The following is a 24,298-nucleotide window of genomic DNA, read 5'->3' as shown; positions in this document are numbered from 1 at the left end:
GGATGCCGACGGCAGCGGCCGGGGCCCGCTCAGCGGGCCCCGGCCGGTGAGGGACGACGGGCGTCAGCGGCGCAGTGCCGCCAGGTTGCGGTAGCCGATGGCCGCGTGCTCCAGGGACTGGGCCGGGTTGGCCGCGCTCGGGGCGTTGTCCTGCTCGACCATCGGGTTGTGGTAGTTGCGGTGGCCCACGCGGGAGAAGAACGTCGTGTAGTCGATGACCCCGGTGCCGAACGGGACCATGTCGTACCCCATGCCGTTCGTGGTGTTCACGACGCCGTCCTTGGCGTGGAAGAGCGGGTACCGCTTGTCGTGGCGGGTGACCAGGCCCGCCGGGTCGAAGACGTTCGTGCGCGTGGAGCCGTCATGGGCGGTGTAGGTGCGGAACTTGTACTGGGCGACGTGCGCCCAGAAGACGTCCATCTCCAGCCAGACCAGCTTCGGGTCGGTGCGGGACAGGAAGTACTCCAGCTTGCGGATGCCGGAGCCGCGGGTCGGCCTGCCCTCGGCGTCCAGCGGGCCGCCGTCCAGCAGGAAGTCGTAGGCCGCGTCGTGGTTGTGGGTGTACAGCTTCAGGCCGGCCCGGCGGGCGATCTCCCCGAGGGCGTTCCACTTGTCGGCGGCCACGTCCCAGTCCGCCTTGTACCGGCTGTTGGTGGGGTCGGCGCCGGTGCCCATGTGCGCCATGCCGAGGATGTTCGCGATCTCCAGGTGCTTCTTGAAAGTGTCCAGATCGCTGCTGGTCAGGGGCCAGGAACCAGGGATGAAGCCGTGGTTGCCCTGGGCGCGCAGACCGGTGTCGTCGAGCCAGCGGCGCAGCAGCTTCGCGCCCTGGACGGACTCCAGGTTCGCCCCGCCGGGCGCGTTCGGGTGCTGGCCGTAGCCGGCGAACTCGACCTGACGGTAGCCGAAGCGGGCCAGCTGCTCGAAGACGCCGCGGAAGCCGGACGGCAGCGAGGTGGACAGCGGGTCCCGGCCGATGGCGTCGCGCACGGTGTAGAGGATGATGCCGCGCTTGTCCGCGGGGACCAGGGACCTGCCGTTGCCGCCGGCCGCGGCCCGGGGCGCGGCCTGGACGGGGGCGGCGCCGAGGACGGGGGCGGCGACGGCGCCGGCCGCGACGGCGGTGCAGGTGCTCAGGAAGCGGCGGCGGCCGATGCCGAGGCTGCGGCGCAGGTCTTCGTCGGTGTGCTGGCTGATGTTCACGGGTGCCTCTCTCTGGACGGGTCGTCGGTGCTGAGACCGGCGAGGTGCAGCAGGAGCGGTTTCACGTCGGTGGCCGCGATGCGGTCGCCGACGGCGCGGGGGGTGGAGCACAACAGGAGCGGACCGTCGTCGTCGCTCGCGGGGAGGCGGCCGTGGCTGCCCCGGATCGGTGAGGGGTCGAGGGGGACGACCGCCATGCGGTAGCGCAGGCCGAGCTTCTTGCGGGCCAGCGCCGTCGCCGCCCTGACCTTCACATAGGGGTCCTCGGGGTCCATGAACAGCTCGACCGGGTCGTAGCCGGGCTTGCGGTGGATCTCCACGAGGGGCGCGAAGTCGGGGGCGCGGGCGTCGTCCAGCCAGTAGTAGTACGTGAACCAGGCGTCCGGTTCCGCGACGGCGACGAGCTCGCCGGAGCGCGGATGGTCCAGGTGGTGGGCCTTCTTGCCCTCGTCGTCCAGGAGTTTCTCGATGCCGGGCAGGCCGTCGAGGGCGGCGCGGGTGGCCGCCAGGTCCTCGGGGCGGCGGACGTAGACATGGGCGATCTGGTGGTCGGCCACCGCGAAGGCGCGGGACGCCGTCGGGTCCAGGTACTCCATGCCGTCCTGGGTGTGGACCTCCAGCAGGCCGGCGCGGCGCAGGGCGCGGTTGATGTCGACGGGCCGGCTCACCGGGGTGATGCCGTACTCGGACAGCACCACGACGGTACGGCCCTGCGTGCGCGCGTCGTCCAGCAGCGGGGCCAGGGCCGCGTCGAGGTCGGCGGCGGCCTTCGGGGAGCGCGGGTCGTCCGGGCCGTGGCGCTGCAAGTCGTAGTCGAGGTGCGGCAGGTAGCAGAGGGTCAGGTCGGGCTGCCGGGTGCGCAGGATGTGCCGGGTGGCGTCGATGATCCACTGGCTGGAGACCAGGTCCGCGCCCGGACCCCAGAAGCGGAACAGCGGGAACGTGCCGAACCTGTCGGTGAGTTCGTCGTGCAGGGCGGGTGGCCGGGTGTAGCAGTCGGGTTCCTTGCGGCCGTCGGCGTAGTAGACGGGACGCGGGGTGACGGTGATGTCGGTGTCGGCGCCCATCGCGTACCACCAGCAGATGTTGGCGACCGTGTAGCCGGGGTGGGCGCGGCGGGCGGCGTCCCACAGCTTGTCCCCGGCGACCAGGCCGTTGTGCTGGCGCCACAGCAGGACCTCGCCGAGCTCCCGGAAGTACCAGCCGTTGCCGACGATGCCGTGCTCGGCGGGGAGCGTGCCGGTGAGGAAGGTGGACTGGGCGGCACAGGTGACCGCCGGCAGCACGGTACCGAGGTGCGCCTGGGAACCCGCGGCGGCGAGGGCCTTCAGCCGGGGCATGTGGGCGAGGAGACGGGGGGTGAGGCCGACCACGTCGAGGACGAGGAGCGGGGTGGGGGTCCGCGCGGTCATGGCAGCTCCTTCAGGCCCAGGTCGGTCAACAGGTCGCGGGCGAGCGCGAGTTCGGCGGCGATGCCGTCGGCGAGCCGGTCCCGGCCGCGCGGACGCAGGCCGGGCGGGAGCGCCTGCCAGGTGTACGTCTCGACCTCCAGGTGCCGGGTGAGCGGGCGCGGCCCGCCGACGAGCCGGGCGAGGGCCGCGCGGAGCACGGGGAGCGTGCTGGTCAGCGGCGCGGTGGGGGACGCGTGCAGTGGGACGTGGAAGTGGGCGCGCCAGGGCACGTCCGCCGGCAGCGGCCCGCCGGCCAGGGCCTCGGGCAGGTCGTCGGTGCCGCGCACCCCGGCGCCGGTGAGGGCGCGGGTCTGGTGCAGGAAGCGCGGCTCCGCGAAGCCGGCGAGGGCGGTACGCACCTCGGGCCGGCCGGGGTGTTCGGCGTGCAGCGCGGCCGACAGCTGTGCCTTCACCACCGGCACCGGGGACGCGGCCAGGGCGTCCAGCGCGGCGGTCGGGTCCTCGAACGAGGTCGCCAGATGACAGGTGTCGACGCAGACGCCGACGCGGGGATGGCCGACCGAGCCGAGCGGTGCCAGGGCGTCCGCCGTGGTCTCCACGACGCAGCCCGGCTCCGGCTCCAGGCCGACGCGGACCGAGCGGCCGGTCAGCTCCGCCAGCGAGTCCAGGCGCTGCCCGAGGGTGCGCAGCGCCGCCCGGCCCGCTGCGGCGCGCTCCGCGGTCCAGGTGGTGCGCCAGCCGAGCGGCAGGGTGGAGACGCTGCCCTCGGTGACGTCGTCGGGCAGCAGCGCGGCGAGGACACGGGCGAGCGCGGTGGTGTACTCCAGACGCTCGCGGTCCGCCCAATCGGGCTTGTACACAAGGTACTTGACCTCGGCGGCGCCGAAGCCCTCGTAGGGGAACCCGTTGAGGGTGACGACCTCCAGACCGCGCCGGTCGAGTTCCCGCCGCAGGGCGCGCAGCGCGGCCGGGTCGGTGTCCACCGCGCGGGCCGCGTCATGGGCCAGCCACAGGCCGATGCCGAGCCGGTCGCGGCCGAGCCGGCGCCGGACGGGCTCGCAGTGGTCGCGCAGTTGGGCGAGGACGCCGTCGAGGGTCTCGGCGGGGTGGACGTTGGTGCAGTAGGCGAGGTGGACGGTCGTACCGTCCGGGTGGCGGAAGCGCATCGCTCACTCACCGCCGCGCAGCAGGGAGTTGCCCTCGTGGGTGGCCTCGGGCGGGACGACGTCCAGCTCCAGCCGGCCGCTCATGCCGTAGAACGCGACCGGGTTGCGCCACAGCACCCGGTCGACGTCGTCCTCGGTGAAGCCCTCGGCCAGCATCAGGTCGGCCACCCGGCGCGTCTTCAACGGGTCGCTTCGGCCCCAGTCGGCGGCCGAGTTCACCAGCACCTTCTCGGGGCCGTAGGCGCGCAGGACCGCCACCATCCGCCGCTCGTCCATCTTGGTGTCGGGGTAGACGGAGAAGCCGAGCCAGCAGCCGCTGTCCTTGGCGTCCCGCACGGTCGTCTCGTTGAGGTGGTCGACCAGGACCCGGTCGACGGGCAGGGCGGACTCGCGGACGACGTCGAGCGTGCGGCGCAGACCGGCGAGCTTGTCGCGGTGCGGGGTGTGCACGAGCGCGGGCAGACCGTGGTCCGCCGCGAGCTGGAGCTGGGCGGCGAGGGCCTTGTCCTCGGCCGGGGTCATCGCGTCGTACCCGACCTCGCCCACCGCCACGACCTGGTCCTTGACGAGGTAGCGCGGCAGCTCGTCCAGGACGGAGGCGCAGCGGGGGTCGTTGGCCTCCTTCGGGTTGAGGGCGAGCGCGCAGTGGTGGGCGATGCCGTACTGGGCGGCGCGGAACGGCTCCCAGCCCAGCAGCGAGTCGAAGTAGTCGAGGAAGGAGGCGGGGGAGGTGCGGGGCTGGCCCAGCCAGAACGACGGCTCGACCACCGCGCGGACGCCCGCGTCGCGCATGGCCTCGTAGTCGTCCGTGGTCCGGGACGTCATGTGGATGTGCGGGTCGAACAGGCGCATCAGGAGGCCTCCTTGCCGGACTCCGCGGTGGCGAGGGCGAGCACGCGGTCCAGGCCGCTGGGGACGGGGCGGCCGGCGGCGGTGCGCTCGGCCGCGAAGTCGGTGAGCATCCGGGCGAGTTCGGCGTCGTCGCGGGCGCGCTCGGCGAGACCGGCCACCGCCTCGACGGGGACGCCGGTGAACAGGCACTTCAGTACGGCCTGCCGCCAGCCGTGGGCGTCGAGGTGGCGGGCCGCGTAAGGGCCGACGGCGGCGGCCAGCAGCCGGGTGTCGTTCGTGCGCAGGGCGTCCTCGACGAGGGGGAGGGCGTCCGGGCCGGGGACGAGGCGGGGCAGGGCGAGCAGCACGGCACGGCGTTCGGCGGCGGTGCCCTGCCGGTAGACACGGGTGACGGCGGCGAGGTCGGCGCGGGCCGTGTACAGGATCAGGACACGGGCGGCGTCGGCGTGCCGGCTGCCGCAGCGGCGGCCGGCCTCGGCCAGCCGCAGCTCCCACGCGGAGATCGGGCCGTGTCCACCGGGGTGGTCGGCGGCCTCGGCCAGCGCTCCGCGCAGCCAGGCGCGCGCGGGCGGGTCGAGGTGGGCGTCGAGGTGGTCGCGCAGCGCGTCGGGCGAGGGTGCCGCGGCGGCGGTCGAACGGGTCACGGGGTGCTCCCTTCGTGCACGGTGGCCGGGGTACGGGCAGTCGCGCGGCGGAGGAACGGCAGGGAGGTGGCGGCGTGGTGGGGGCCGGCGTGGGAGTGGCGGGGCAGCTCCACGACCGTCAGGCCCCGGTAACCGGTGGCGGCGAGTGCCGCGAGGACGGGCGGGAAGTCGATCTCGCCCTCGCCGAACGGGAGGTGGTCGTGCACGCCCCGCCGCATGTCCTCGATCTGCACGTGCCGCAGCCACGGCGCGGCGGCGCGTACGCAGTCGGCGGGCGGCAGCGGCTCCAGGCACTGGCAGTGGCCGATGTCGAGGGTGAGGCCGAGCGCGGGCGGGTCGCCGAGGAGGCGGCGCAGGTGGTGGAAGTCGGCGAGGCTCGCCAGGAGGTGGCCCGGCTCCGGTTCGACGGCGAGGGGAAGACCGGCGGACTCGGCGGCGTCGAGGACGGGGGAGAGGGAGGCGGCGAGCCGCTCCCACGCCGGCGCCGGGCCGGGATCGGTCGGCGGAACGATTCCGCTGAAGCAGTGCACGGCCGTGGCACCGAGGTCGGCGGCCACCCGCACCGCCCGCAGCAGCAGGTCCACGCGCCGGGCGCGGGCCCCGGGGTCGGGGTCGAGCAGCGAGGGACCGTGTTTGCGGCGCGGATCGAGGACGTACCGGGCGCCGGTCTCCACGGCCACGTCGAGCCCCAGCCCGGCCAGGCGCCGGGCCACCCGCCGGGTACGGTCGGCGAGACCGGGGGCGAGCGGGTCGAGGTGCATGTGGTCGAGGGTCAGCCCGACACCGTCGTACCCGAGGTCGGCGAGCAGGACGAGGGCGTCGTCCAGCCGGAGATCGGCGAGACCGTTGGTGCCGTAGCCGAAGCGCAGGGGGTTCACGCGGCGCTCCCTTCCCTGACCGACCGCCCGGGGGCTGCGGTGACGGTGACGGTGACGGCGTTGTCGCCCCGGCGGGCGGGGACGAGGCTCATGTGACGCTCACCCTTCTCGCCGCGCGGGCGGCCAGTGGGCCGAGGGCCGCTGTGATGAGGGCGGTCGCACCGGCTCCGGCGCGGGCGGCGAGGGCGGCCTGGAGCGGGATCGTGGCGCGGATGCCGGCGCCGACCGCGCGCTGGGTGAGCGGGGGTGACGGGTTGAGGGAGGCGTGGAGGTAGGGGCGGGCCGTGGTCGTGGCGTAGCCGAGGGCGAGCGCGGTGGTGAGCGGGCGGTCGGGGAGCAGCCGGGTCACCGCACCGGTGGCGGCCAGCGCGGCGAGCGGGGCGAGCGGAGAGCCGCCGCGGGTCTCCTGCCGCGAGACGGCCGTGACCGCGAGCGTGTGGGTGCCGAGCAGGGCCGCCGACGACAGGGCCGGCCGGACGCGTCCGGCACCGGCGGCGGCGCCGAGCAGCAGGTCCAGGGCGCGGGCGGCGGCCATCGCGGCCGGGCCCGCCGGGGTCCGCTTGAGCAGGAGGTCGTACGACCACACGGTGGCCGCGAGCGGGGTGGCGACCGCCAGCGCCGGGCGCCCCGCGCGGGCGGCCAGGGCGAGCCCGGCGGCTGTGAGGGCACAGGCCGCGGTGAGGGCGGCGGCGGGCCGGACCCTGCCGGACGGCAGCGGCCGGTGCGGGCGCTCCACGGCGTCCTCGGCTCGGTCGGCCCAGTCGTTCAGCGCCATCCCGGCCTCGTACAGGCACAGCGACGAACCGATGGCGAGCAGGCACCGGCGCCCCGGCCGGCCGCCCACGGCCGCCGCTCCGGCGAGCGCGTCCCCGGGAACGGTGAACAGGGCGGGCAACCGCAGCAGTTCGGCCCATGCCCGCAGCCGACCGCCGGACCGCGAGCGACCGGGGGAGCACGGCACGCGGCTGTCCGGTGCGCCCGGTGCCGGTTCGCCGGGCTCGTGCCGGACGTGGTTGTGCGTGCGGCTCGGTACCGCGCTCACTCGGGGTCTCCCAGGTCGTGGGCGAAGCGCAGGAGCGCGGTGTACTGGTCGGCCAGGGCCGCCGGGGCGGTGCCCGTCGGGTCCTTGAAGTAGAAGGACAGGGCGGTGAGCGGGCCGGCGCGGCCGGTCTCGTGGGCGCGGGCCGTCAGGCGGGCCAGGTCCAGGACCAGGGGCGCCGCCAGGGCCGAGTCGCAGCCCTGCCAGATGGTCTGGAGGACCATGCGGGTGCCGAGGAAGCCGTCGAAGGCGATGTGGTCCCACGCGGTCTTCCAGTCGCCGAGCGCCGGTACGTCGTCGATGTGGACCCCGCCCTCGGGGACCGTACCGAGGGTGTCGGCGAGGACGCGCTCCTTGCCGGCGTTCTTCGCCGCCGCGGCGGCCGGGTCGGCGAGGGCGGCGCCGTCCCCGCCGCCGAGGAGGTTGGTGCCGGACCAGGCCCGCACGTCCAGTGCCCGCTGGGCGAACATCGGGCCGAGGGCGGAACGCAGCAGCGTCTGCCCGGTCTTGCCGTCGCGGCCGGCGTACGGCAGCCCGCTGGAGGCCGCGAGGCCGGCGAGCGCGGGGTGGTGCAGCCCGGTCGACGGGGTGAAGTTGACGTACGGGCAGCCGGCGCGCAGGGCTGCCGCCGCGTAGAGGGAGCTGGGCGGGAGGGACGTACCGGTCGCGGCCGGCTCCGTGGAGGCGACGTTCACCACCACCGCGCGGGCCAGACCGTGGCGTCGTACGAAGTCGCGCAGGTCCTCGGTGAAGGCGGTGATCAGTTCCTCGGCGGTGCGGGTGTCACCGGGAAGGGGGCCGCCGCTCCTGATGTCCCGGTCGGCGGCGGCGAGTTCGGCGGCGACGGCCGTGGGGAGGCCGGGCGGGAGGACCCCGCCGGCGGCGAGTTGCTCGGCGCGCTTGGGCAGCGGGCAGTCCGTGGTGTCGTGGCCGCCGAAGACCAGGGACGACAGCGCGGGCAGGCCGCTGCCGGCGAACGCCGGGCCCTCGGTGATCAGACCCGTCGGCCGGTGCAGGCCCGCCGTCAGCGCGGCGCAGCCCGCGACCACGGTGGTGGCGACGGAGCCGCGGGCCCCGATCAGCCAGACGCCGACACGCGGGGAACGGGCGGGGGGCGCGGACATGGGCAGCCTCCTTGACGAGCGCGGGCACCGGGAGCGGTGGGGGATGACGCCGTACGTGGGGGGTTCGGGCGTGCGGAGGTGGTGACGGCGGGCGGGAGTCCGGCGTCTCCCGCCCGCCGCCGTTCAGTGGCCCTTGGCGGGCAGTTCCCTGATCCGGATGTCGCGGAAGGACACCTCGTCACCGGCCCCGTGGTTCTGGATGCCGATGTGCCCGTCGGTGAGACTCCGGGCCGGATCGGTGTTGGTGAAATCGTTGATCTTCACGCCGTTGAGCCAGATCCGCAGGCGTTCGCCCTCGACCCGGATCTCGTACGTGTTCCACTCCCCCGGCGGGTTCAGCGCACGGTCGCGCTTCTTCAGGTCGGCGGACCGGAAGCCGTAGACGGACCCGGTGGTCTTCTCCGGGACGTCGGTGGCGTCGATCTGGATCTCATAGCCGTTGTTCACGGCCGACCACGGGTCGTCCGAGGGCGGGAAGCCCACGAACACGCCCGAGTTGTCGTCGCCGGCCGTCTTCCAGTCGAGCTTCAGGGAGTACGACCCGAAGCTCCGGCCGGCGTACCAGAGCAGGCCCATCCCGCCGGACGAGGTGAGCGTGCCGTCGTCGGACAGGGTGAAGGAGCCGGGGCCGGCCTGTCGCCAGCCGTCGAGCGAGTCACCGTCGAACAGGGCGGTGTACCCGGTCTCCGGCCGGCAGTCGGCCTGGACGGCGCCGATCGCGTACCGGATCCCGCCCAGCAGATGCCGGCGGAACTCCGGGTCCGCGTACGACTCCTTGGTGTGGCCGCCGCCGGTGTAGAAGGCCCGGCCGCCCTGGTACTCCTGGCACCAGGCGATCGGATGGTCGCCGTTCATGGTGCCGCCGGTGTACGACGACTCGTCGAGCGAGGCGAGGACGTGGGCCCGGTCCCGGGGGTTGGAGCGGTAGTTGTACCACTCGTCGGTCCGGTTCCAGGTCCGCGCCGGCCCCGAGGTCGCCGGGTGGGCGCGGTCCTCGACCCGCACGGTGGCCGGCTGGATCGCCGGGTGCGACTGGAAGTACGCGCCGGCGAGGCCGCCGTAGAACGCCCAGTCGTACTCGGTGTCGGCCGCCGCGTGGACGCCGACGTAGCCGCCGCCGCGGTGGACGTAGTCCTCGAACGCCGTCTGCTGGGCGCTGTCGAGGACGTCCCCGGTGGTCGACAGGAACACCACGGCGTCGTAGCGCCGCAGGGTGGACGGGGTGAACGCGCCCGCGTCCTCGGTGGCGTCGACCGTGAAGCCGCCGCTCTCGCCGAGCTGCCGTACCGCTGCGACGCCGTCGGGGATCGAGTCGTGCCGGAAGCCGGCCGTCTTGGAGAAGACCAGCACCCGCTTGGTGTCGTCCGCGTCGTGCGACGCGGCCGGTGCGGCGGCGCAGCCGAGGAGCAGCGCGGCCGTCGCGACGGCGGTCACTGTGCGCATGTGCCGCTCCTCTCAGCCGGTCGTGAAGGTGAAGTCGTCGACGTCGAACAGGGCTCCGTCGCCGCCCTTGAACACCAGGTAGAGCGTGGTGGTGCCGCGCGGGGCGCGGGACAGGTCGGCCTGGACGTCCTGGAAGGTCTCCCAGCCGCCGGTCACCGGCACGGTCGCCTTGCCGAGCAGGGTGCCGCCCGCCGAGCCGGCCCGGACCTCCAGGGTGCCGCCCGCGCCGCCGGAGGAGACGCGCGCGGTGATCTTCTTGGCGTTGTCCAGGACGTACGGGGTGAAGGAGATCCAGTCGCCGTTGTCGATGTCGCCGACGGTCCTGCCGCCGTGCGCCGTCTCCTTGGCGATCACCGAGACGCCGGAGCTGTTGCCGAAGTGCTCGGCCTGGCGGTGGCGGGGCTGGAGGACGCTCTGGTCGTGCGAGGTGAGCGCGGCCTGGCCGCCGCCCCCGTTGTCGGTGTACTCGGCGTTCAGTACGCCGAAGATGTTGGCGTCCTCGTCGTGGCCGCCGTCGGCGCTGGTCTGGATGGTGCCGGTGCAGCCGGTGGCGGAGGTGAGCGGGTGGCCGTGGGTGTCGTGGCCGAGGACGAAGGTGACCTTGACCTTGGCGCAGTCGATCCGGCGGCCGTCCTCGGGGTCGGTCACCTTCACGGTGAAGGGAACGGCGTCACCGAAGCTGAAGAGCTGCCCGTCCTTCGGGGTCTGGAGCACCACCGTGGGCGCGGTGTTGCCGACGACGATCTGCACGCTGGCGCCGCCGGTGCGGCCCGAGGGGTCCTTCGCGGTCACGGTCGCCGTGTAGGTGCCGTTCTTGCGGTAGGTGTGCGCGGGGTTCGCGTCGGTCGACCGCGTGCCGTCGCCGAAGTCCCAGCTGTAGGTGAGCGCGTCGCCGTCCTGGTCGCTCGTGCCCTGTGAGGAGAACTGGACCTTCAGCGACGCCTGGCCGGAGGTGCGGCTCGCCGCGGCCTGGGCGACGGGCGAGTGGCCGTCGGTGGCGTTCTCGATGCGGTACAGCGCCGAGTTCTCGTCGCCGCCGAACCAGGAGACGCCGTAGTCGAGGACGTACAGCGCGCCGTCCGGCCCGAAGGCCATGTCCATCACCTGGGTGCCGGTCCAGGGCACGCTGTTGACGGACCGCACCGTGCCGTCCGCGTCGCTGGTGATGCGCTTGATCCAGCGGCGGCCGAACTCACCGGCGAAGAAGTCGCCGTCGTAGGCCTCGGGGAACTTGACCGGCGAGTCGAGCGCGGGGTCGTAGTGGTAGACCGGGCCGCCCATCGGGGACTCGGAGCCGTCGCCGAACTCGGGGACCGACGGGCCGTTGTAGGGGATCCAGGCGGGCTGGGCCGGCGGCAGGTCGGTCAGTCCGGTGTTGTGCGGGGAGGTGTTCTTCGGGGCGGAGCAGTCGAAGGAGGCACCGGAGGTCTTGGTCGCGAAGTCGTAGTCGACGTAGGCGTCGTTGGCGCCGGTGCAGTACGGCCAGCCGAAGTTGCCCGGCTTGGTCACCCGGGCGAACTCGACCTGTCCGGCCGGGCCGCGCTGGGGGTCGGCGGCGCCGGCGTCGGGGCCGTAGTCGCCGACGTAGAGGATGCCGGTCTCCTTGTCGACGCTGAACCGGAACGGGTTGCGGAAGCCCATCGCGTAGATCTCGGGCCGGGTCCTGTCCGTCCCGGGCGGGAAGAGGTTGCCGTCGGGGATGGAGTAGGAGCCGTCGGCGTTGACCTTGATGCGCAGGATCTTGCCGCGCAGGTCGTTGGTGTTGCCCGAGGTGCGCTGGGCGTCGAAGCCGGGGTTGCGGTCCGCGCGCTCGTCGATCGGGGTGTAGCCGTCCGACTGGAAGGGGTTGGTGTCGTCGCCCGTCGACAGGTAGAGGTTGCCGGCCGCGTCGAAGTCGATGTCACCGCCGACGTGGCAGCACAGGCCGCGGGTGGTGGGGACGTCGAGGACCTTCTTCTCGCTGGCCGTGTCCAGGGTGCCGTCGGTGTTCAGCACGAAGCGGGAGAGGCGGTTGACGCCGTCGAAGGGGGCGAAGTCGGCGGCGGTGCCGGTCTCGGGCGCGTCACCCGCCGGGGTGTTCAGCGGGGGCGCGTAGTAGAGGTAGATGAAACGGTTCGTCGCGAAGTCGGGGTCGACGCCGACGCCTTGCAGACCCTCCTCGTCGTGGGAGTACACGGCGAGCTTGCCGGCGATCCTGGTGTTCCCGGCCGCGTCCGTCAGGCGCAGCTCGCCGTCGCGGGAGGTGTGCAGGACCGAGCGGTCCGGGAGGACGGCGAGCGACATCGGCTCCCCGGTCTCCGCCTCGCCCTTGGCGAGGGTGACCTGCTGGAAGTCCTCGGCCGCCGCGGCCGGGTCCTGGTCGGCGACGGCTGCGCCGGCCTGGGGCGAGGTGAGGGTGAGGGTGGCGCCCGCGAGCAGGGCGCCGCCGAACAGGGCGAGCGCCTTGCGCAGGCGTGGTCTGCTGGTTCCGTTGCGGGTGGAGCGATCGTTCCCGTGCACGAAAGGCCTCCAGAGTGGGGCTGGTTGTACGGGGCGGGTGGATACGCCGGGACGCGCCGTCGTCCCGGAGTCGTGAACCAACCGACAGGAAGGGTCAGTTGGCGAACGCCGCGTCGAACGAGGCCGACGGCGGCTCGAAGTCGTAGGTCTTCAGGCGGGCCAGGGCCTCGGGTGCGCCCTGGAGCCGGTCCATGCCGGCGTCCTCCCACTCCACGGAGACGGGTCCGCCGTAGTCGATGAAGCGCAGCATCCGGAAGACGTCCTCCCAGGGCACGTCACCGTGTCCGGCGGAGACGAAGTCCCAGCCGCGGCGGGGGTCCCCCCAGGGCAGGTGGGAGCCGAGGCGCCCGTTGCGGCCGTCGAGCCGCCTGCGGGCCTCCTTGCAGTCCACGTGGTAGATCCGGTCGCGGAAGTCCCACAGGAAGCCGACCGGGTCGAGGTCCTGCCACACGAAGTGGGAGGGGTCGAAGTTCAGCCCGAAGGCGGGACGGTGGCCGACCGCCTCCAGGGCGCGGTGGGTGGTCCAGTAGTCGTAGGCGATCTCGCTGGGGTGGACCTCGTGGGCGAACCGTACGCCCTCGGCGTCGAAGACGTCGAGGATCGGGTTCCAGCGGTCGGCGAAGTCCTGGTAGCCGCGCTCGATCATCGACTCGGGCGCGGGCGGGAACATGGCGACCAGGTGCCAGATCGCCGACCCGGTGAAGCCGATGACGGTGTCGACGCCGAAGGCCGCCGCGGCACGGGCGGTGTCCTTCATCCGGTCGGCCGCGCGCCGCCGTACGCCCTCCGGGTCGCCGTCGGCCCAGACCGCGTCCGGCAGGATGGCCTGGTGCCGTTCGTCGATGATGGCGTCGCAGACCGCCTGCCCGACGAGATGGTTGGAGATGGCCCAGCACTTCAGGCCGTAGGAGTCGAGGAGCTGGTGCCGGGACTTCACGTAGCCGGGGTCGGCGAGGGCCTTGTCGACCTCGAAGTGGTCGCCCCAGCAGGCGAGTTCGAGGCCGTCGTAGCCGAAGTCCCGGGCGAGCCGGCAGACCTCGGCCAGGGGCAGGTCGGCCCACTGGCCGGTGAACAGCGTGAACGGACGCGGCATGGGGGCGGCCTCCTTCAGCCCGCGACGGGCGTGTAGACGGAGTTCTTCTCGGCGCTCTCCTCCACCGCCGCCAGGACGCGCTGCACCTGGAGCCCGTCGGCGAAGGAGGGGTCGGGGCGGGTGCCCGCGGCGATGGCGTGGACCAGGTCGCGGGCCTGGTGGACGAAGGTGTGCTCGTAGCCGAGGCCGTGGCCCGGCGGCCACCAGGCGTCCAGGTACGGGTGCTCGGGCTCGGTGACGAGGATGCGGCTGAAGCCCGCCTCGGCGCCGGGTCCGGTGGCGTCGTGGAACCACAGCTCGTTCAGCCGCTCCAGGTCGAAGGCGAGCGAGCCGCGCTCCCCGTTGAGTTCGATGCGCAGGGCGTTCTTGCGGCCGGTGGCGTACCGGGTGGCCTCGAAGGCGGCGAGGGCACCGGAGGCGAACCGGCCGGTGAACACGGCGGCGTCGTCCACGGTGACCGTGCCGGTGCTCACGCCCGGGGTGTCCGTCCCGGACCCGGCCGCCAGACCGCGGCTCGGGCCGCCGGGCAGCGGGCGCTCCCGGACGAAGGTCTCCGTCAGGGCCGACACCCCGGCCAGCGGCTCGCCCGCCAGGTACTGGGCGAGGTCCACGATGTGCGCGCCCAGGTCCCCGAGCGCGCCGGAACCGGCGTGCTCCCTACGCAGCCGCCAGGTCAGCGGGAAGGCGGGGTCGGCCAGCCAGTCCTGGAGGTACGTCACCCGGACGTGCCGCAGCGTGCCGAGCCGGCCGTCGGCGACCAGCCGGCGGGCGAACGCGGTCGCGGGCACCCGGCGGTAGTTGAAGCCGACCATCGCCACCTGCCCGCGCCCGTACGCCTCCTCGGCCGCGCGCGTCATGGTCTCGGCCTCGGCGACCGTGTTCGCGAGGGGCTTCTCGCACAGGACGTGCTTGCCGGCGGCGAGCGCGGCGACGGCGATCTCGGCGTGGCTGTCACCGGGGGTGCAGATGTCCACGAGGTCGATGTCGTCCCGGGCGACCAGCGCGCGCCAGTCGGTCTCCACGGCGGCCCAGCCGTGCCGCTCGGCAGCCGACCGGGCGGCGGCGCCGTCCCGTCCGCAGAGCACGGCCGGCACCGGCCGGCGGGGCAGGTCGAAGACGTGGCCCACGGTACGCCAGCCCTGGGAGTGGGCGGCGCCCATGAAGGCGTAGCCGACCATGCCGACGCGCAGCGGTGGCTTCCCGGCTCCGGGTGCCGCGTCCGGTGCCGTCCCCGGTGCCGCGTCCGGTGCGACCCCGGGTGCCGTCTCCGGTGCGGCCTCGGGGCCGGCTGACTGCTGCGGCTGTTCCATGCGCTCGTCCTCCTCGTCGTCGGGGCGCGTTCGTCGTGGCGCGGTGGGGGGTGCGGGCGGGCCGGCTCAGCGGAAGCCGGTGGGCATGTAGCGGTCGACGTTGGTCTTGTCGACCACGGCGGAGTAGAGGGTGAGGGACGCCGGGATCTCGAACTCGGCGAGACCGCCGACGCCCTTGCCCTGGCCGAGGGCGCGGGCCAGGTCGATGGCGGAGGCCGCCATGGTCGGCGGGTACAGGACGGTCGCCTTGAGCACGCCGTCGTCCTGCTTGATGGCCTGGAACGCGGAGAGGGCGCCCGCGCCGCCGACCATCAGGAAGTCGTCCCGCCCGGCCTGCTGGATGGCGCGCAGCGCACCCACGCCCTGGTCGTCGTCGTGGTTCCACAGGGCGTCGAACTTCCGCTGTGCCTGCAGGAGTTGCGCCATCTTGGCCTGGCCGGACTCGACGGTGAACTCGGCAGCCTGCCGGGCCACCTTCTTGATGTTCGGGTAGTTCTTCAAGGCGTCGTCGAAGCCCTGGGTGCGCTGCTTGGTCAGCTCCAGGTTGTCCAGGCCGGCGAGTTCGACCACCCGGGCGTCCGGCTTGTCCTTGAGCTTCTCGCCGATGTAGTGCCCGGCGTTGAGGCCCATGCCGTAGTTGTCGCCGCCGATCCAGCAGCGGTAGGCCTGCGCCGAGTCGAAGATGCGGTCCAGGTTGACGACCGGGATGCCGGCGCGCATCGCCTTGAGGCCGACCTGGGTGAGGGCCTTGCCGTCGGCGGGCAGCACGACCAGGACGTCGACCTTCTTGTTGATCAGGGTCTCGATCTGGCCGATCTGCTGGGCGGTGTCGTTGGAACCCTCGGTGATCTCCAGGGTGACGTCGGCGTACTTCTTCGCCCGGTTCTTGGCGTTGTCGTTGATGGCGTTCAGCCAGCCGTGGTCGGCCTGGGGTCCGGCGAAGCCGATGGTGACGTGCTTGCCGGGCTTGTCCTCGGCGGCCGGCTGCGCGTTCGCGGCCGTCTTCTCGTCCTTCGTCTCGTTGCTCGTGCACCCCGCGAGGAAGGCACCGGCGGAGACGGCGGCGGTCCCGAAGAGCAGTCCTCTGCGGCTCGTCAGCTGTGTCATGGTGGTGAACCCTTTCCTCAGGTCGTGCTCGCGGTACGGCGCTGGACCAGGACGGCGGCGACGATGATCGCGCCCTTGGCGATCTGCTGGACGTCGCTCTGGAGGTTGTTCAGGGCGAAGATGTTCGTGATCGTCGTGAAGATCAGCACGCCGAGCACGGAGCCGGTGACGGTGCCGCGGCCCCCGCTGAGCAGGGTGCCGCCGATGATGGCGGCGGCGATGGCGTCGAGTTCGTAGAGGTTGCCGTTGGTGTTCTGGCCGGAGCCGGAGAGCACGATCAGCAGGAAGGCGGCGATGCCGCAGCACAGCCCGGACAGCAGGTAGAGGTAGAGCCGCTGGCGGCGCACGTCGATGCCGGCGAGGCGGGCGGCCTCGGCGTTGCCGCCGACGGCGACCGTGCGCCTGCCGAAGGTGGTGCGGTTGAGCAGCAGCCAGCCGAGGACCGTCACGCTCGCGAACACCAGGACCAGCGGCGGGACGCCGAGCACATAGGAGTCGCGCTCACCGAGGTTCAAGATGCCGTCGACGCTCACGATCTGCGTCTTGCCGTCGGTGATCTGGAGGGCGAGTCCGCGCGCCGAAGCCAGCATGGCGAGGGTGGCGATGAAGGGGACCATCCCGCCGTACGCGATGAGCAGGCCGTTGACGAGCCCGCAGCCGAGGCCGACGACCACCGCCGTGAAGAGGATCCCGGCGAAGCCGTACTCCTGCGTGGCGACGGTGGTCGCCCACACGGAGGCGAGGGCGACGATGGCGCCGACCGACAGGTCGATGCCGCCCGAGGTGATGACGAAGGTCATGCCGACGGTGACCACGCCGATCACCGACGCCTGGGTCAGCACCAGTTGGAGGTTGCGGGTGTCGAGGAACTCGTCGGGCTTGGTGACGCCGCCGATGACGACCAGCGCGGCGAGCACCCCGAGCAGGGAGAGGGTACGGAGGTCGGCGCGGGCCGGCAGGCCGCGCCAGACGGGGAGCCGGGCCGGCGGTGTCGGGCCGGCGGTGTCCCGGGGCGGGGAGACGTGCTGCGTCATGACGCCGGGCTTCCTTCCATGACGAGGTCGAGGACTCGGTGTTCATCCAGCTCCTGGGCGGGTGCCGTGTGCACGACACGGCCCTCGCGGAGCACCAGTACGCGGTCGGCGAGGCCCAGCACCTCGGGCACCTCGCTGGAGACCAGCAGGACGGCGAGGCCCTCGTCCGCCAGCCGGCGCACCACCGCGTACAGCTCGGCGCGGGCGCCGACGTCGACGCCGCGGGTGGGCTCGTCCAGCAGCAGCACCCGGCAGCCGCGCAGCAGCCAGCGGGCGAGCACGGCCTTCTGCTGGTTGCCGCCGGACAGGGTGCGCACGGGCACGTCCGGGTTGTCGGGGCGCAGCGACAGCTCCCGGGTCGCGGCCCGCGAGGCGCCGCGCTCGCCGCGCCGGTCGATCCAGCCGCCCCGGGAGAAGCGGGACAGGGAGGACACCGACACGTTCCGCGTGACGGACTCCAGCATCAGCAGGGCCTGCGCCTTGCGCTCCTCGGGCGCGAGCCCTATCCCGGCCCGTACGGCGGCACGGACGCTCCCGGTGCGCAACCGGCGGCCGTCGACGGCGACTTCGCCCGCGCTGGGCCGGCGTGCCCCGTAGACGGTCTCCAGGATCTCCGAGCGCCCCGAGCCGACCAGTCCGGCGAGCCCGACGATCTCACCCGGGCGCAGATCGAGGTCGAACGGCGCGAACTCGCCGTCCCGGGCGAGGCCCCGCACCTGGAGCACGGGCTCGGCCTCCGGCGCCCGTGCGGGCCGCTCGGGGAAGACGTACTCCACGGTGCGGCCCGTCATCAGGGCGACGACGTCCCGCGTCGGGGTGGTCTCGGCGGGCAGTCCGCCGGCGACGGCCCGGCCGTCCTTGAGCACGGTCACCCGGTCGCCGATGCGCCGGATCTCCTCCAGGCGGTGCGAGATGTAGACGACGGCGACCCCGTCGGCGGTGAGATCGCCGACGATCCGGAAGAGGTTGTCGACCTCGTCGGGGTCGAGCGCGGCGGACGGCTCGTCCATCACGATGAGCCGTACGTCGTGGGAGAGGGCCCGCGCCATGGACACGATCTGCTGCTGCGCCGCGGACAACTCCCCGACCAGGCGGGCCGGATCGATCTCGGGATGCCCGAGCCGCTTCAGCAGCGCCGTCGTCGCGGCGCGTGCCGCCTTCCCGCGGACGACGAACCCGGCGGCCGTCGGCTCGTGGCCGAGGTGCACGTTCTCCGCCACCGACAGGTGTTCCACCAGGTCGAGTTCCTGGTAGATGGTGGCGATGCCCAGGCGCATGGCGGCGATCGGGGAGCGCAGGGTGACCGGCTCGCCGCGCCAGCGGATGCTGCCGCCGTCGGGCTGGTGGGCACCGGCCAGCACCTTGATGAGCGTGGACTTCCCGGCGCCGTTCTGGCCGAGCAGGCAGTGCACCTCCCCGGCCTGGACGTCGAGGTCGACGCCGTCCAGGGCGCGGACCCCGGGGAACGACTTGGTGATGTGGGACATGCTGAGCAGCGGTGGTTCTGGTGCCATGTGAGTCCCCTCGGCGGGCGTGCGGACCGGTGTCAGGGCGTAGCGGGGCGAGCGCCCTGCGGCCAGGGAGCGGCGTTACACGAGTAAGTGGCGTGGTGCGGGAAGAGGTCGCTGATGCGGACGGGGTGCGTGGGCGGGCGGAACGGTGTTCGCTTGCGCGCGGGACGGTGACGGTTTGCGCCGTCGGAACGGTGGTCCGCTTGCGCGGGCGGACGCTGAGGCTTGCGCGGGCGGAACGGTGATGGCTTGCGCGGGCGGAACGGTGGTCGCCCGCGCGGGCGGTGCGGCTACGCGGGTGAGAAGAGGTGGTCGCTGATCAGCCGGGCGGCGCCGATGACACCGGCGCTCGGTCCCAGCTCCCCGAGGACGATGGGCAGGTTGCCGGTGGCCAGCGGCAGTGACTGGCGGTAGACCTGGGTGCGGATCGCGGCGAGCAGGGTGTGGCCGAGGCCGGTCACCCCGCCGCCGATCACCACCAGGCCCGGGTTGAAGAAGGACACGAGTCCGGCGATGACCTGGCCGACGCGGGTGCCTCCCTCACGGATCAGTTCGAGGGCGGTGGCGTCACCCGCGGCGGCAGCGGCGGCGACGTCCACGGCGGTGAGGGTGCCGTTCGCCTCCAGCCGGGCCGCGAGTTCGGCGGACAGGCCCTGCCCGGCCGCCTGCATCGCGTCCCGGGCCAGGGCCGCGCCGCTGAAGTGGGCTTCCAGACAGCCCCGGTTGCCGCAGGCGCAGGGCCGGCCGTCGGGCACCGACTGGATGTGGCCGATGTCGCCGGCGCTTCCGGTGGTGCCCCGGTGCACCCGGCCGCCCGCGACGATGCCGCAGCCGATCCCGGTGCCGATCTTGACGCAGAGGAAGTCGGCCGTGGTACGGGCGACTCCCGCGTGCTGTTCTCCCATCGCCATGAGGTTCACGTCGTTGTCGACCATGACCGGGCAGCCGAGTTCCTGGCTGAGCGCCTCCCGGACGGGGAAGCCGTCCCAGCCGGGCATGATCGGCGGGGCGACCGGTACGCCCTCGGGGAAGCGGACCGGTCCGGGGACGCCGATGCCGGCGCCGTCGAAGCCCTCGGCGAGTCCCGCGGCCTTCAGCTTCCCGGCCAGGTCCAGGACTTGCTCGAAGACCGCGACCGGCCCCTCGCGCACGTCCATGGGCTGGTTGAGATGGCCGAGGATCTCCAGTTCCGGGGTGGTGACGGCGACGTCGACCGAGGTCGCGCCGATGTCGACACCGAGGAACCTGAGGTCCGGGTTGAGCCGGACGTTGTGGGAGCGCCGGCCGCCGCGCGAGGCGGCGAGTCCGTCGGCCACCACCAGGCCCGTCTCCAGCAGCCGGTCCACCTCCACGGCCAGCTTGGACCGGGACAGGTCGACCTGGTCGCCGAGCTGGGCCCGGGAGTTGGGGCCACCGTCACGCAGCAGCTTCAGCAGGCGGGCCTGGTGCGCGTTGGCCGGTCGAGCCGTCATGCGTCTCACGTGCCCCTCCCCGCCATTTTCGGCCACCAGTGTCGGGCTTTCGACAGGGAACGTAGCAGTGGCCGCCGAAGCTGGGAAGAAGTCGTGCACGGATTCCTGTGAACTTCTTCCACTGAGAGGACAAAGAGCGCCGGTCCCCTTAAGGGGCGACTCCCAGTTCCGGTTGCGGTTCTGGTCGCGGTACCGGCGGAGCCTTCGGTTCCCACAGTGCGGTGGTCCGTACGAAGCCGTGGACCACGGAGAGCATCGCCAGGAGGAGAAGGGGGCCGAACAGCCACGGATATGAGGCCATCTCCACCGGCACGAAACGGTATGACAGCAGGAGCGCCGTGAAGACGACCGTACCGTGGGCGACCAATTGGATTCCGGACCGGTCCCAGCCCCGGTCGAACGCGCGGAGCGCCGCCTCGATCGTCAGCGTGAACACCACACCGGCGAGGAGATCGGCGCCGTAGTGGTAACCGAATCCGAGTGTGGCGGTGAGCGTGGCGATCAGCCAGAACGTACCCGCGTGACGCAGGAAACGCGGTCCCTTGCGGGAGTGGACGAAGATCGCGGTGGCCCAGGCCGTGTGCAGGCTGGGCATGCAGTTGCGCGGGGTGATCTCGTCGAACGGTATGGAGTGCGGGGTGCCGATCGGCGGCGGCGTGTGCGGCCACAGGTCGGCGACCGCCCAGTGCCCGCCGTCGGCGGCGTAGGCGAAGACCGGCCCGACCACCGGGAAGACCATGTAGATGGCCGGCCCGAGGAGGCCGATGACCAGGAACGTGCGCACCAGATGGTGGCGCGGGAAGCGGCGCTCGGTCGCGACGTGGCGCAGCTGGTACATCGCGACGACGACCGCGGCCACCGCGAGCTGGGCGTAGACGTAGTCGAGAGCGTGGGTGCCGACCGTACCGCTGGCCCGGACGATCCGGCCCACCACCCACGACGGGTTGCCCAGCGCGTGGTCGGCGGTCGCCACGTACGGGTCGAGCACCGTCGGGCGGGTCTTCGACGTGATGAGGAGCCAGGTGTCGCCCGTCTTGCGGCCGGCCACCAGCAGCAGGCCCAGTCCGACGCCCTTCAGCAGCAGGAGGCGTTCCCGGCCGGTGCGGCGCGTGACCGCGATGACCGCGCAGCCCACGATGACCCACAACGCGCCGTTGCCGAACGGATGGCCGTCGGTCAGATCGGCGCCGGCCGCCCACCGTGCCAGCAGGAAGACGATGTCGATGCCGATCGCGGCGCCGATCGCGATGAACCGCTCCCGCCAGGTGAGGACCACCATCGTCAACGCCATGCTGGCATACAGCAGGAAACCTGATTTGGGCGGGAATATCAGCTCTCGCGCCTGATAGGTGACCGGCCCCGGCAGACCGTAGTGACGCGCGGCGATCTCCAGCACGACGAGGAATGCGAGGGTCACCACACCGGCCGCGGCCCACAGCACCGTCCGGGGTCGACGCCATGCGGCGAACGAATTTCTGCTGTTTGGTGGCGGATTGACCCGCGATGCTCTAGGTATCAATTGTTCGGCCGATGTGTTGGGTGTTGGTGTGCTTGTCGTGAGTTCGATCATGTTAACGGAGCATCGGCACCTTGTGGATGGGTCACCGACCGCGCACGGTCAGCACTCGATGCCTGTTCCGTCCCACGGACTCGGCCCCGTACCGCGGCACCAGGCGTCCAGGGCGCTGCCGTCGACGCACACGATGCCGCACTGGCGCGCGTACTCAAGAGCGGGCGCGGTGAAGTCGCTCGTCGTCACGACCGCCGCGACATCGGCCTCGTGGATGGTGAAGCAGGTTCCCCCGAACCGCTGGAGGTCCTGCGAGCCGACCTTGTTGGCCGCGCCGTACTGCTTGCACTGGATCACCACGCGCCGTCCGTCCGGGGTGACCGCGGTGACATCCGCCCCCAAGTCGCCGGCGCCTCCCACCACCTCCACCTCCTGACAGCCGTCACGGGTGCACAGGTCGGCTACGGCCTCCTCGAAACCATCGGGCTCAAGCTCGGCGCAGTCCACCACACCGCCGGGGAACGCGGTCGTCTCCTCGTCGGCCGGACGCGCCGGAACGTACGCCTCCTCGGCCGGCCGCGGTGGCAAGGACGCCTCCTCGGCCGGCCGCGGTGGCAAGGACGCCTCCTCGGCCGGCCGCGGTGGCAAGGACGCCTCCTCGGCCGCTTCCTCCAGTGCGCGGGCGGTCCGGCGCGCGTACGCCGCGGCCGAGAAGCGGCGCCACCTGGACCGGCACATCACAGCCGCCGCGACGCCGAACAGCGTCAGGACCCCGGCCCACAGCGGGCGCCGCTCGACCATGCCCGCGGCCGTCCGCACCACCAGCGCGAGGAGGCACAAGAGGACCGCGAGCAGCAGGAAGAACAGGGCGGTCGTGCGCAGATCGAAACGTCGGTCGTTCCGCACACGTCGAACGGGGCGCAGAGGTACGGACACGCGGGTTCCCTCCCGGACGGCGACGACAAAGGCCGGTCCTCTCCGGATGCCCGAGATCGCCGAAAGATCGCACACCGCTCATGGCTCAGCCCTGGCCGGCGACTTCGCCGGCCAGGGCTGTCCTCGGGGCCGGGGTCAGGAGGCCCTCTGCCCGGTGTCCGTCCGCGTCTGTCCGCACCGGAGCAGGTACTTGTGCTGTCCGGACAGCACGAGCTCGCCGCGCTGGTTGTGGATGGTGGCCTCCGTCACCACGACACCCTCCTCGCCGCGCGGTTCCAGGGCGGTGATGGTGAGCGCCGGGTACAGGGTGTCCCCGGAGTGCACCTCGGCCAGGAACGTGCAGGACAGCTCCAGGAAGCTGATGAACACCTCACCGATGAAGTGGGGGAACAGCGTGGCGCCCGGCGCGGTGAACGCCAGTACCTGGAGGCCGTGCACCACCGGCGCGGAGTGCCCGTGCCGGCGCGCCCACTCCGCGTCGTAGTGCACCGGGTGGTTGTCCGCGGAGACGGTCTGGAAGGCCGCCGCGTGGGCGTCGGTCAGGGTGCGGCTGGGCGCCCGGAACACCTCGCCGACGCGCAGGTCCTCGAAGGTCCTGGGCGGGACGACGAGGAACGCGTCCGGGTCGAACCCGGTCGCCGGCGCTGCCGTGTCCTGTGTGTCCATCGTGCTGTCCTCTCGCTCGTCTCTCGTCGTGCGCGTACGTCCGGGCCTACTTGCCGGGGGCGGGGACGATCCGGGCGGCCAGGAGGTTGGGGTCCTCGTCGGTGAAGTAGGCGGCGCTGGCGACGTACGCCGTGCGGCCGCGTACGGCGAGCGAGGTCGGCCCCTCAAGCCCGTCGGCGGCGGTGAGCACGACGGTGTGCCGGCCGCCGGGCTCGACCCGGGCCACCTCGTTGTCCTTGTTGATCGCGGCCAGCAGGGTGTCCCCACGGCCGGTGAACGCGAAGTCGTCGATGTCCACCAGGCCGGTGGCCCGGGTCGAGACGGGGCCGGCCGCGCCGTGGCGGGTGACCGGTATGCGCAGGACGGTGCCCCGGTCCAGGTTCGACACCCAGACCGCGCCGCCGTGGACCTTGATGCCGTTGGCGCCCAGGAACCCGTCGGCGGCCAGCTCGGGTGCGGTGGACCACGCGGTGGCGGCCCCGCCGGTGAGCGGCACGCGCCAGACCGTGCCCAGGACCGAGTCCGCCGCGTACAGCAGTCCGCCGTGCTCGTCCAGCGCCAGGCCGTTGGGCAGACCGTCGGCCGGGAGGGCGGCGATACGGTGCGGGGTGCCGCCCGGCCGCAGGCGCCACAGGCCGGTCAGGTCGCCGCTGCCGGTGGCGTACAGGAAGTACAGCGTCCCGTCGTGCGCACGGACGATCCCGCCGAGGAACGGCGAGGTGAGGGCCGGGGTGACGGAGCCGGCGGGCGGCTCGGGCAGCGTCGCGAGGACGTGCACCCGGCCGTCGGGGGTGATACGGGCGACCTGGCGGTTGTAGGCGAAGGTGACGACGGCGCTGCCGCCGGGTTCCAGGGTGATGTTCTCCGGCCGCTGGCCGTCGCTCATGTCAAGGTGCGCGAAGAAGCGCGTGGGGGACGCCGGCCCGGCCGAGGTGGTGGAGGAGGACGGGGCGGCCGTGGCCGGACCGGTCGCCGTGACAGCGAGCGTCGCGACCACCGCCGTGGCCAGGAGGCCGGTGCGCGTCCGCGTGGTCAGAGGGCTGGTCATGTCGTTCCTTCTCTGTGAGGTGGACGAGCGGGGTGCTGCGATGTGAGGTGACGGCCGGTCATTCCATGGCCGGCACCGGTCCGCGTGCCGGTGGAGCCGCGTCGCCGTCGTCGTGCCCCTCGGAGTGCCGGACGGCCGCACGGCAGGACCCGGGCGCGTCCGGTGGGAGCCACGCTGCCGGACCCGGTCACCGGCCCCGCGTGGTCGGTGCGGCGGGCGCGGGCGGGCGGAACCCGAAGGCCGGCTGGGCGGGTCGCGCGACGATGGACGGTCCGGCCATCAGCGCGACGAGTTCCGCCGCGGCCCGGTCGGTCCGTTCGGCGAGTCCTTCGGCGCCCCAGTCCTCGGAGG

The 24,298-nt window shown here is 73.0% G+C and carries 20 protein-coding genes; all 20 read right to left on the bottom strand.

Annotated features, from left to right (window positions below; translation table 11 throughout):
* Nucleotides 1-63 precede the first annotated feature (63 nt).
* The 20 genes from IE273_RS29640 to IE273_RS29545 all read right to left on the bottom strand — a co-directional run bounded on the left by IE273_RS29640 (nucleotide 64) and on the right by IE273_RS29545 (nucleotide 23,947).
* Nucleotides 64-1,203, bottom strand: a complete 1,140-nt coding sequence (locus IE273_RS29640) for a sugar phosphate isomerase/epimerase family protein (RefSeq protein ID WP_189818247.1) — start codon at nucleotides 1,201-1,203, stop codon at nucleotides 64-66.
* On the bottom strand, nucleotides 1,200-2,615 hold the full coding sequence (locus IE273_RS29635) for an alkaline phosphatase family protein (protein ID WP_189818246.1): 1,416 nt from the start codon (nucleotides 2,613-2,615) through the stop codon (nucleotides 1,200-1,202). The genes IE273_RS29640 and IE273_RS29635 overlap by 4 nt, the downstream gene beginning before the upstream one ends.
* Nucleotides 2,612-3,781 carry a metabolite traffic protein EboE gene (eboE, locus tag IE273_RS29630; RefSeq protein ID WP_189818245.1) on the bottom strand — a complete coding sequence of 390 codons (1,170 nt, stop codon included), beginning with the start codon at nucleotides 3,779-3,781 and terminating at the stop codon, nucleotides 2,612-2,614. The genes IE273_RS29635 and eboE overlap by 4 nt, the downstream gene beginning before the upstream one ends.
* Before the next feature lie 3 nt (nucleotides 3,782-3,784).
* Nucleotides 3,785-4,633 carry a TatD family hydrolase gene (locus IE273_RS29625; RefSeq protein WP_189818244.1) on the bottom strand — a complete coding sequence of 283 codons (849 nt, stop codon included), beginning with the start codon at nucleotides 4,631-4,633 and terminating at the stop codon, nucleotides 3,785-3,787.
* The gene (locus IE273_RS29620) at nucleotides 4,633-5,277 is read right to left on the bottom strand and encodes an EboA domain-containing protein (protein ID WP_189818243.1); all 645 of its coding nucleotides are present in this window, start codon (nucleotides 5,275-5,277) and stop codon (nucleotides 4,633-4,635) included. Before IE273_RS29620 ends, IE273_RS29625 begins: the two co-directional genes overlap by 1 nt.
* Entirely contained in the window at nucleotides 5,274-6,155 is an 882-nt protein-coding gene (locus IE273_RS29615) for a sugar phosphate isomerase/epimerase family protein (RefSeq protein ID WP_189818242.1), read from the bottom strand. Before IE273_RS29615 ends, IE273_RS29620 begins: the two co-directional genes overlap by 4 nt.
* Nucleotides 6,156-6,243: 88 nt before the next feature.
* Nucleotides 6,244-7,197, bottom strand: a complete 954-nt coding sequence (locus IE273_RS29610; protein WP_189818241.1) for an SCO3242 family prenyltransferase — start codon at nucleotides 7,195-7,197, stop codon at nucleotides 6,244-6,246.
* Nucleotides 7,194-8,318 carry an inositol-3-phosphate synthase gene (locus IE273_RS29605; protein WP_189818240.1) on the bottom strand — a complete coding sequence of 375 codons (1,125 nt, stop codon included), beginning with the start codon at nucleotides 8,316-8,318 and terminating at the stop codon, nucleotides 7,194-7,196. The genes IE273_RS29610 and IE273_RS29605 overlap by 4 nt, the downstream gene beginning before the upstream one ends.
* Before the next feature lie 123 nt (nucleotides 8,319-8,441).
* On the bottom strand, nucleotides 8,442-9,761 hold the full coding sequence (locus tag IE273_RS29600; protein WP_189818239.1) for a ThuA domain-containing protein: 1,320 nt from the start codon (nucleotides 9,759-9,761) through the stop codon (nucleotides 8,442-8,444).
* Nucleotides 9,762-9,773: 12 nt separating this feature from the next.
* Nucleotides 9,774-12,260, bottom strand: coding sequence for a PQQ-dependent sugar dehydrogenase (locus IE273_RS29595; RefSeq protein ID WP_189818238.1), 2,487 nt, complete (start codon nucleotides 12,258-12,260; stop codon nucleotides 9,774-9,776).
* A gap of 94 nt (nucleotides 12,261-12,354) precedes the next feature.
* The gene (locus IE273_RS29590; protein ID WP_189818237.1) at nucleotides 12,355-13,353 is read right to left on the bottom strand and encodes a sugar phosphate isomerase/epimerase family protein; all 999 of its coding nucleotides are present in this window, start codon (nucleotides 13,351-13,353) and stop codon (nucleotides 12,355-12,357) included.
* Nucleotides 13,354-13,367: 14 nt separating this feature from the next.
* The gene (locus IE273_RS29585) at nucleotides 13,368-14,663 is read right to left on the bottom strand and encodes a Gfo/Idh/MocA family protein (RefSeq protein ID WP_189818236.1); all 1,296 of its coding nucleotides are present in this window, start codon (nucleotides 14,661-14,663) and stop codon (nucleotides 13,368-13,370) included.
* 66 nt (nucleotides 14,664-14,729) lie between these two features.
* Entirely contained in the window at nucleotides 14,730-15,770 is a 1,041-nt protein-coding gene (locus tag IE273_RS29580) for a substrate-binding domain-containing protein (protein ID WP_189818235.1), read from the bottom strand.
* 17 nt (nucleotides 15,771-15,787) lie between these two features.
* Nucleotides 15,788-16,804 carry an ABC transporter permease gene (locus IE273_RS29575; protein WP_014669356.1) on the bottom strand — a complete coding sequence of 339 codons (1,017 nt, stop codon included), beginning with the start codon at nucleotides 16,802-16,804 and terminating at the stop codon, nucleotides 15,788-15,790.
* Nucleotides 16,801-18,318 carry a sugar ABC transporter ATP-binding protein gene (locus IE273_RS29570; protein ID WP_189818234.1) on the bottom strand — a complete coding sequence of 506 codons (1,518 nt, stop codon included), beginning with the start codon at nucleotides 18,316-18,318 and terminating at the stop codon, nucleotides 16,801-16,803. The genes IE273_RS29575 and IE273_RS29570 overlap by 4 nt, the downstream gene beginning before the upstream one ends.
* Nucleotides 18,319-18,605: 287 nt before the next feature.
* On the bottom strand, nucleotides 18,606-19,787 hold the full coding sequence (locus IE273_RS29565; RefSeq protein WP_189818233.1) for an ROK family transcriptional regulator: 1,182 nt from the start codon (nucleotides 19,785-19,787) through the stop codon (nucleotides 18,606-18,608).
* A 148-nt stretch (nucleotides 19,788-19,935) separates the two neighbouring features.
* Nucleotides 19,936-21,228 carry a phosphatase PAP2 family protein gene (locus IE273_RS29560; RefSeq protein ID WP_189818373.1) on the bottom strand — a complete coding sequence of 431 codons (1,293 nt, stop codon included), beginning with the start codon at nucleotides 21,226-21,228 and terminating at the stop codon, nucleotides 19,936-19,938.
* Between the two features lie 177 nt (nucleotides 21,229-21,405).
* Nucleotides 21,406-22,203: a restriction endonuclease gene (locus IE273_RS29555; protein ID WP_189818232.1), complete on the bottom strand. Its 798-nt coding sequence runs from the start codon at nucleotides 22,201-22,203 to the stop codon at nucleotides 21,406-21,408.
* A gap of 165 nt (nucleotides 22,204-22,368) precedes the next feature.
* Nucleotides 22,369-22,899: a MaoC family dehydratase gene (locus IE273_RS29550; RefSeq protein WP_189818231.1), complete on the bottom strand. Its 531-nt coding sequence runs from the start codon at nucleotides 22,897-22,899 to the stop codon at nucleotides 22,369-22,371.
* A 46-nt stretch (nucleotides 22,900-22,945) separates the two neighbouring features.
* Nucleotides 22,946-23,947 (bottom strand): SMP-30/gluconolactonase/LRE family protein, encoded by a 1,002-nt coding sequence (locus IE273_RS29545; protein ID WP_189818230.1) that lies wholly within the window; start codon nucleotides 23,945-23,947, stop codon nucleotides 22,946-22,948.
* Nucleotides 23,948-24,298 lie beyond the last annotated feature (351 nt).

The organism is Streptomyces olivaceoviridis (assembly GCF_014650115.1).
In the GTDB taxonomy this organism is placed as follows: Bacteria; Actinomycetota; Actinomycetes; order Streptomycetales; family Streptomycetaceae; genus Streptomyces; species Streptomyces olivaceoviridis.
Note: the sequence above shows the minus strand (reverse complement) of the source record. Positions and strands in the feature narration are given on the sequence as shown.

What these genes read in the sequence shown, in the direction of transcription:
- IE273_RS29635 (WP_189818246.1), bottom strand. Translation starts at nt 2,615, where the DNA reads ATGACCGCGCGGACCCCCACCCCGCTCCTCGTCCTCGACGTGGTCGGC.
- eboE (WP_189818245.1), bottom strand. Translation starts at nt 3,781, where the DNA reads ATGCGCTTCCGCCACCCGGACGGTACGACCGTCCACCTCGCCTACTGC.
- IE273_RS29625 (WP_189818244.1), bottom strand. Translation starts at nt 4,633, where the DNA reads ATGCGCCTGTTCGACCCGCACATCCACATGACGTCCCGGACCACGGAC.
- IE273_RS29605 (WP_189818240.1), bottom strand. Translation starts at nt 8,318, where the DNA reads ATGTCCGCGCCCCCCGCCCGTTCCCCGCGTGTCGGCGTCTGGCTGATC.
- IE273_RS29600 (WP_189818239.1), bottom strand. Translation starts at nt 9,761, where the DNA reads ATGCGCACAGTGACCGCCGTCGCGACGGCCGCGCTGCTCCTCGGCTGC.
- IE273_RS29590 (WP_189818237.1), bottom strand. Translation starts at nt 13,353, where the DNA reads ATGCCGCGTCCGTTCACGCTGTTCACCGGCCAGTGGGCCGACCTGCCC.
- IE273_RS29585 (WP_189818236.1), bottom strand. Translation starts at nt 14,663, where the DNA reads ATGGAACAGCCGCAGCAGTCAGCCGGCCCCGAGGCCGCACCGGAGACG.
- IE273_RS29580 (WP_189818235.1), bottom strand. Translation starts at nt 15,770, where the DNA reads ATGACACAGCTGACGAGCCGCAGAGGACTGCTCTTCGGGACCGCCGCC.
- IE273_RS29575 (WP_014669356.1), bottom strand. Translation starts at nt 16,804, where the DNA reads ATGACGCAGCACGTCTCCCCGCCCCGGGACACCGCCGGCCCGACACCG.
- IE273_RS29570 (WP_189818234.1), bottom strand. Translation starts at nt 18,318, where the DNA reads ATGGCACCAGAACCACCGCTGCTCAGCATGTCCCACATCACCAAGTCG.
- IE273_RS29565 (WP_189818233.1), bottom strand. Translation starts at nt 19,787, where the DNA reads ATGACGGCTCGACCGGCCAACGCGCACCAGGCCCGCCTGCTGAAGCTG.
- IE273_RS29550 (WP_189818231.1), bottom strand. Translation starts at nt 22,899, where the DNA reads ATGGACACACAGGACACGGCAGCGCCGGCGACCGGGTTCGACCCGGAC.
- IE273_RS29545 (WP_189818230.1), bottom strand. Translation starts at nt 23,947, where the DNA reads ATGACCAGCCCTCTGACCACGCGGACGCGCACCGGCCTCCTGGCCACG.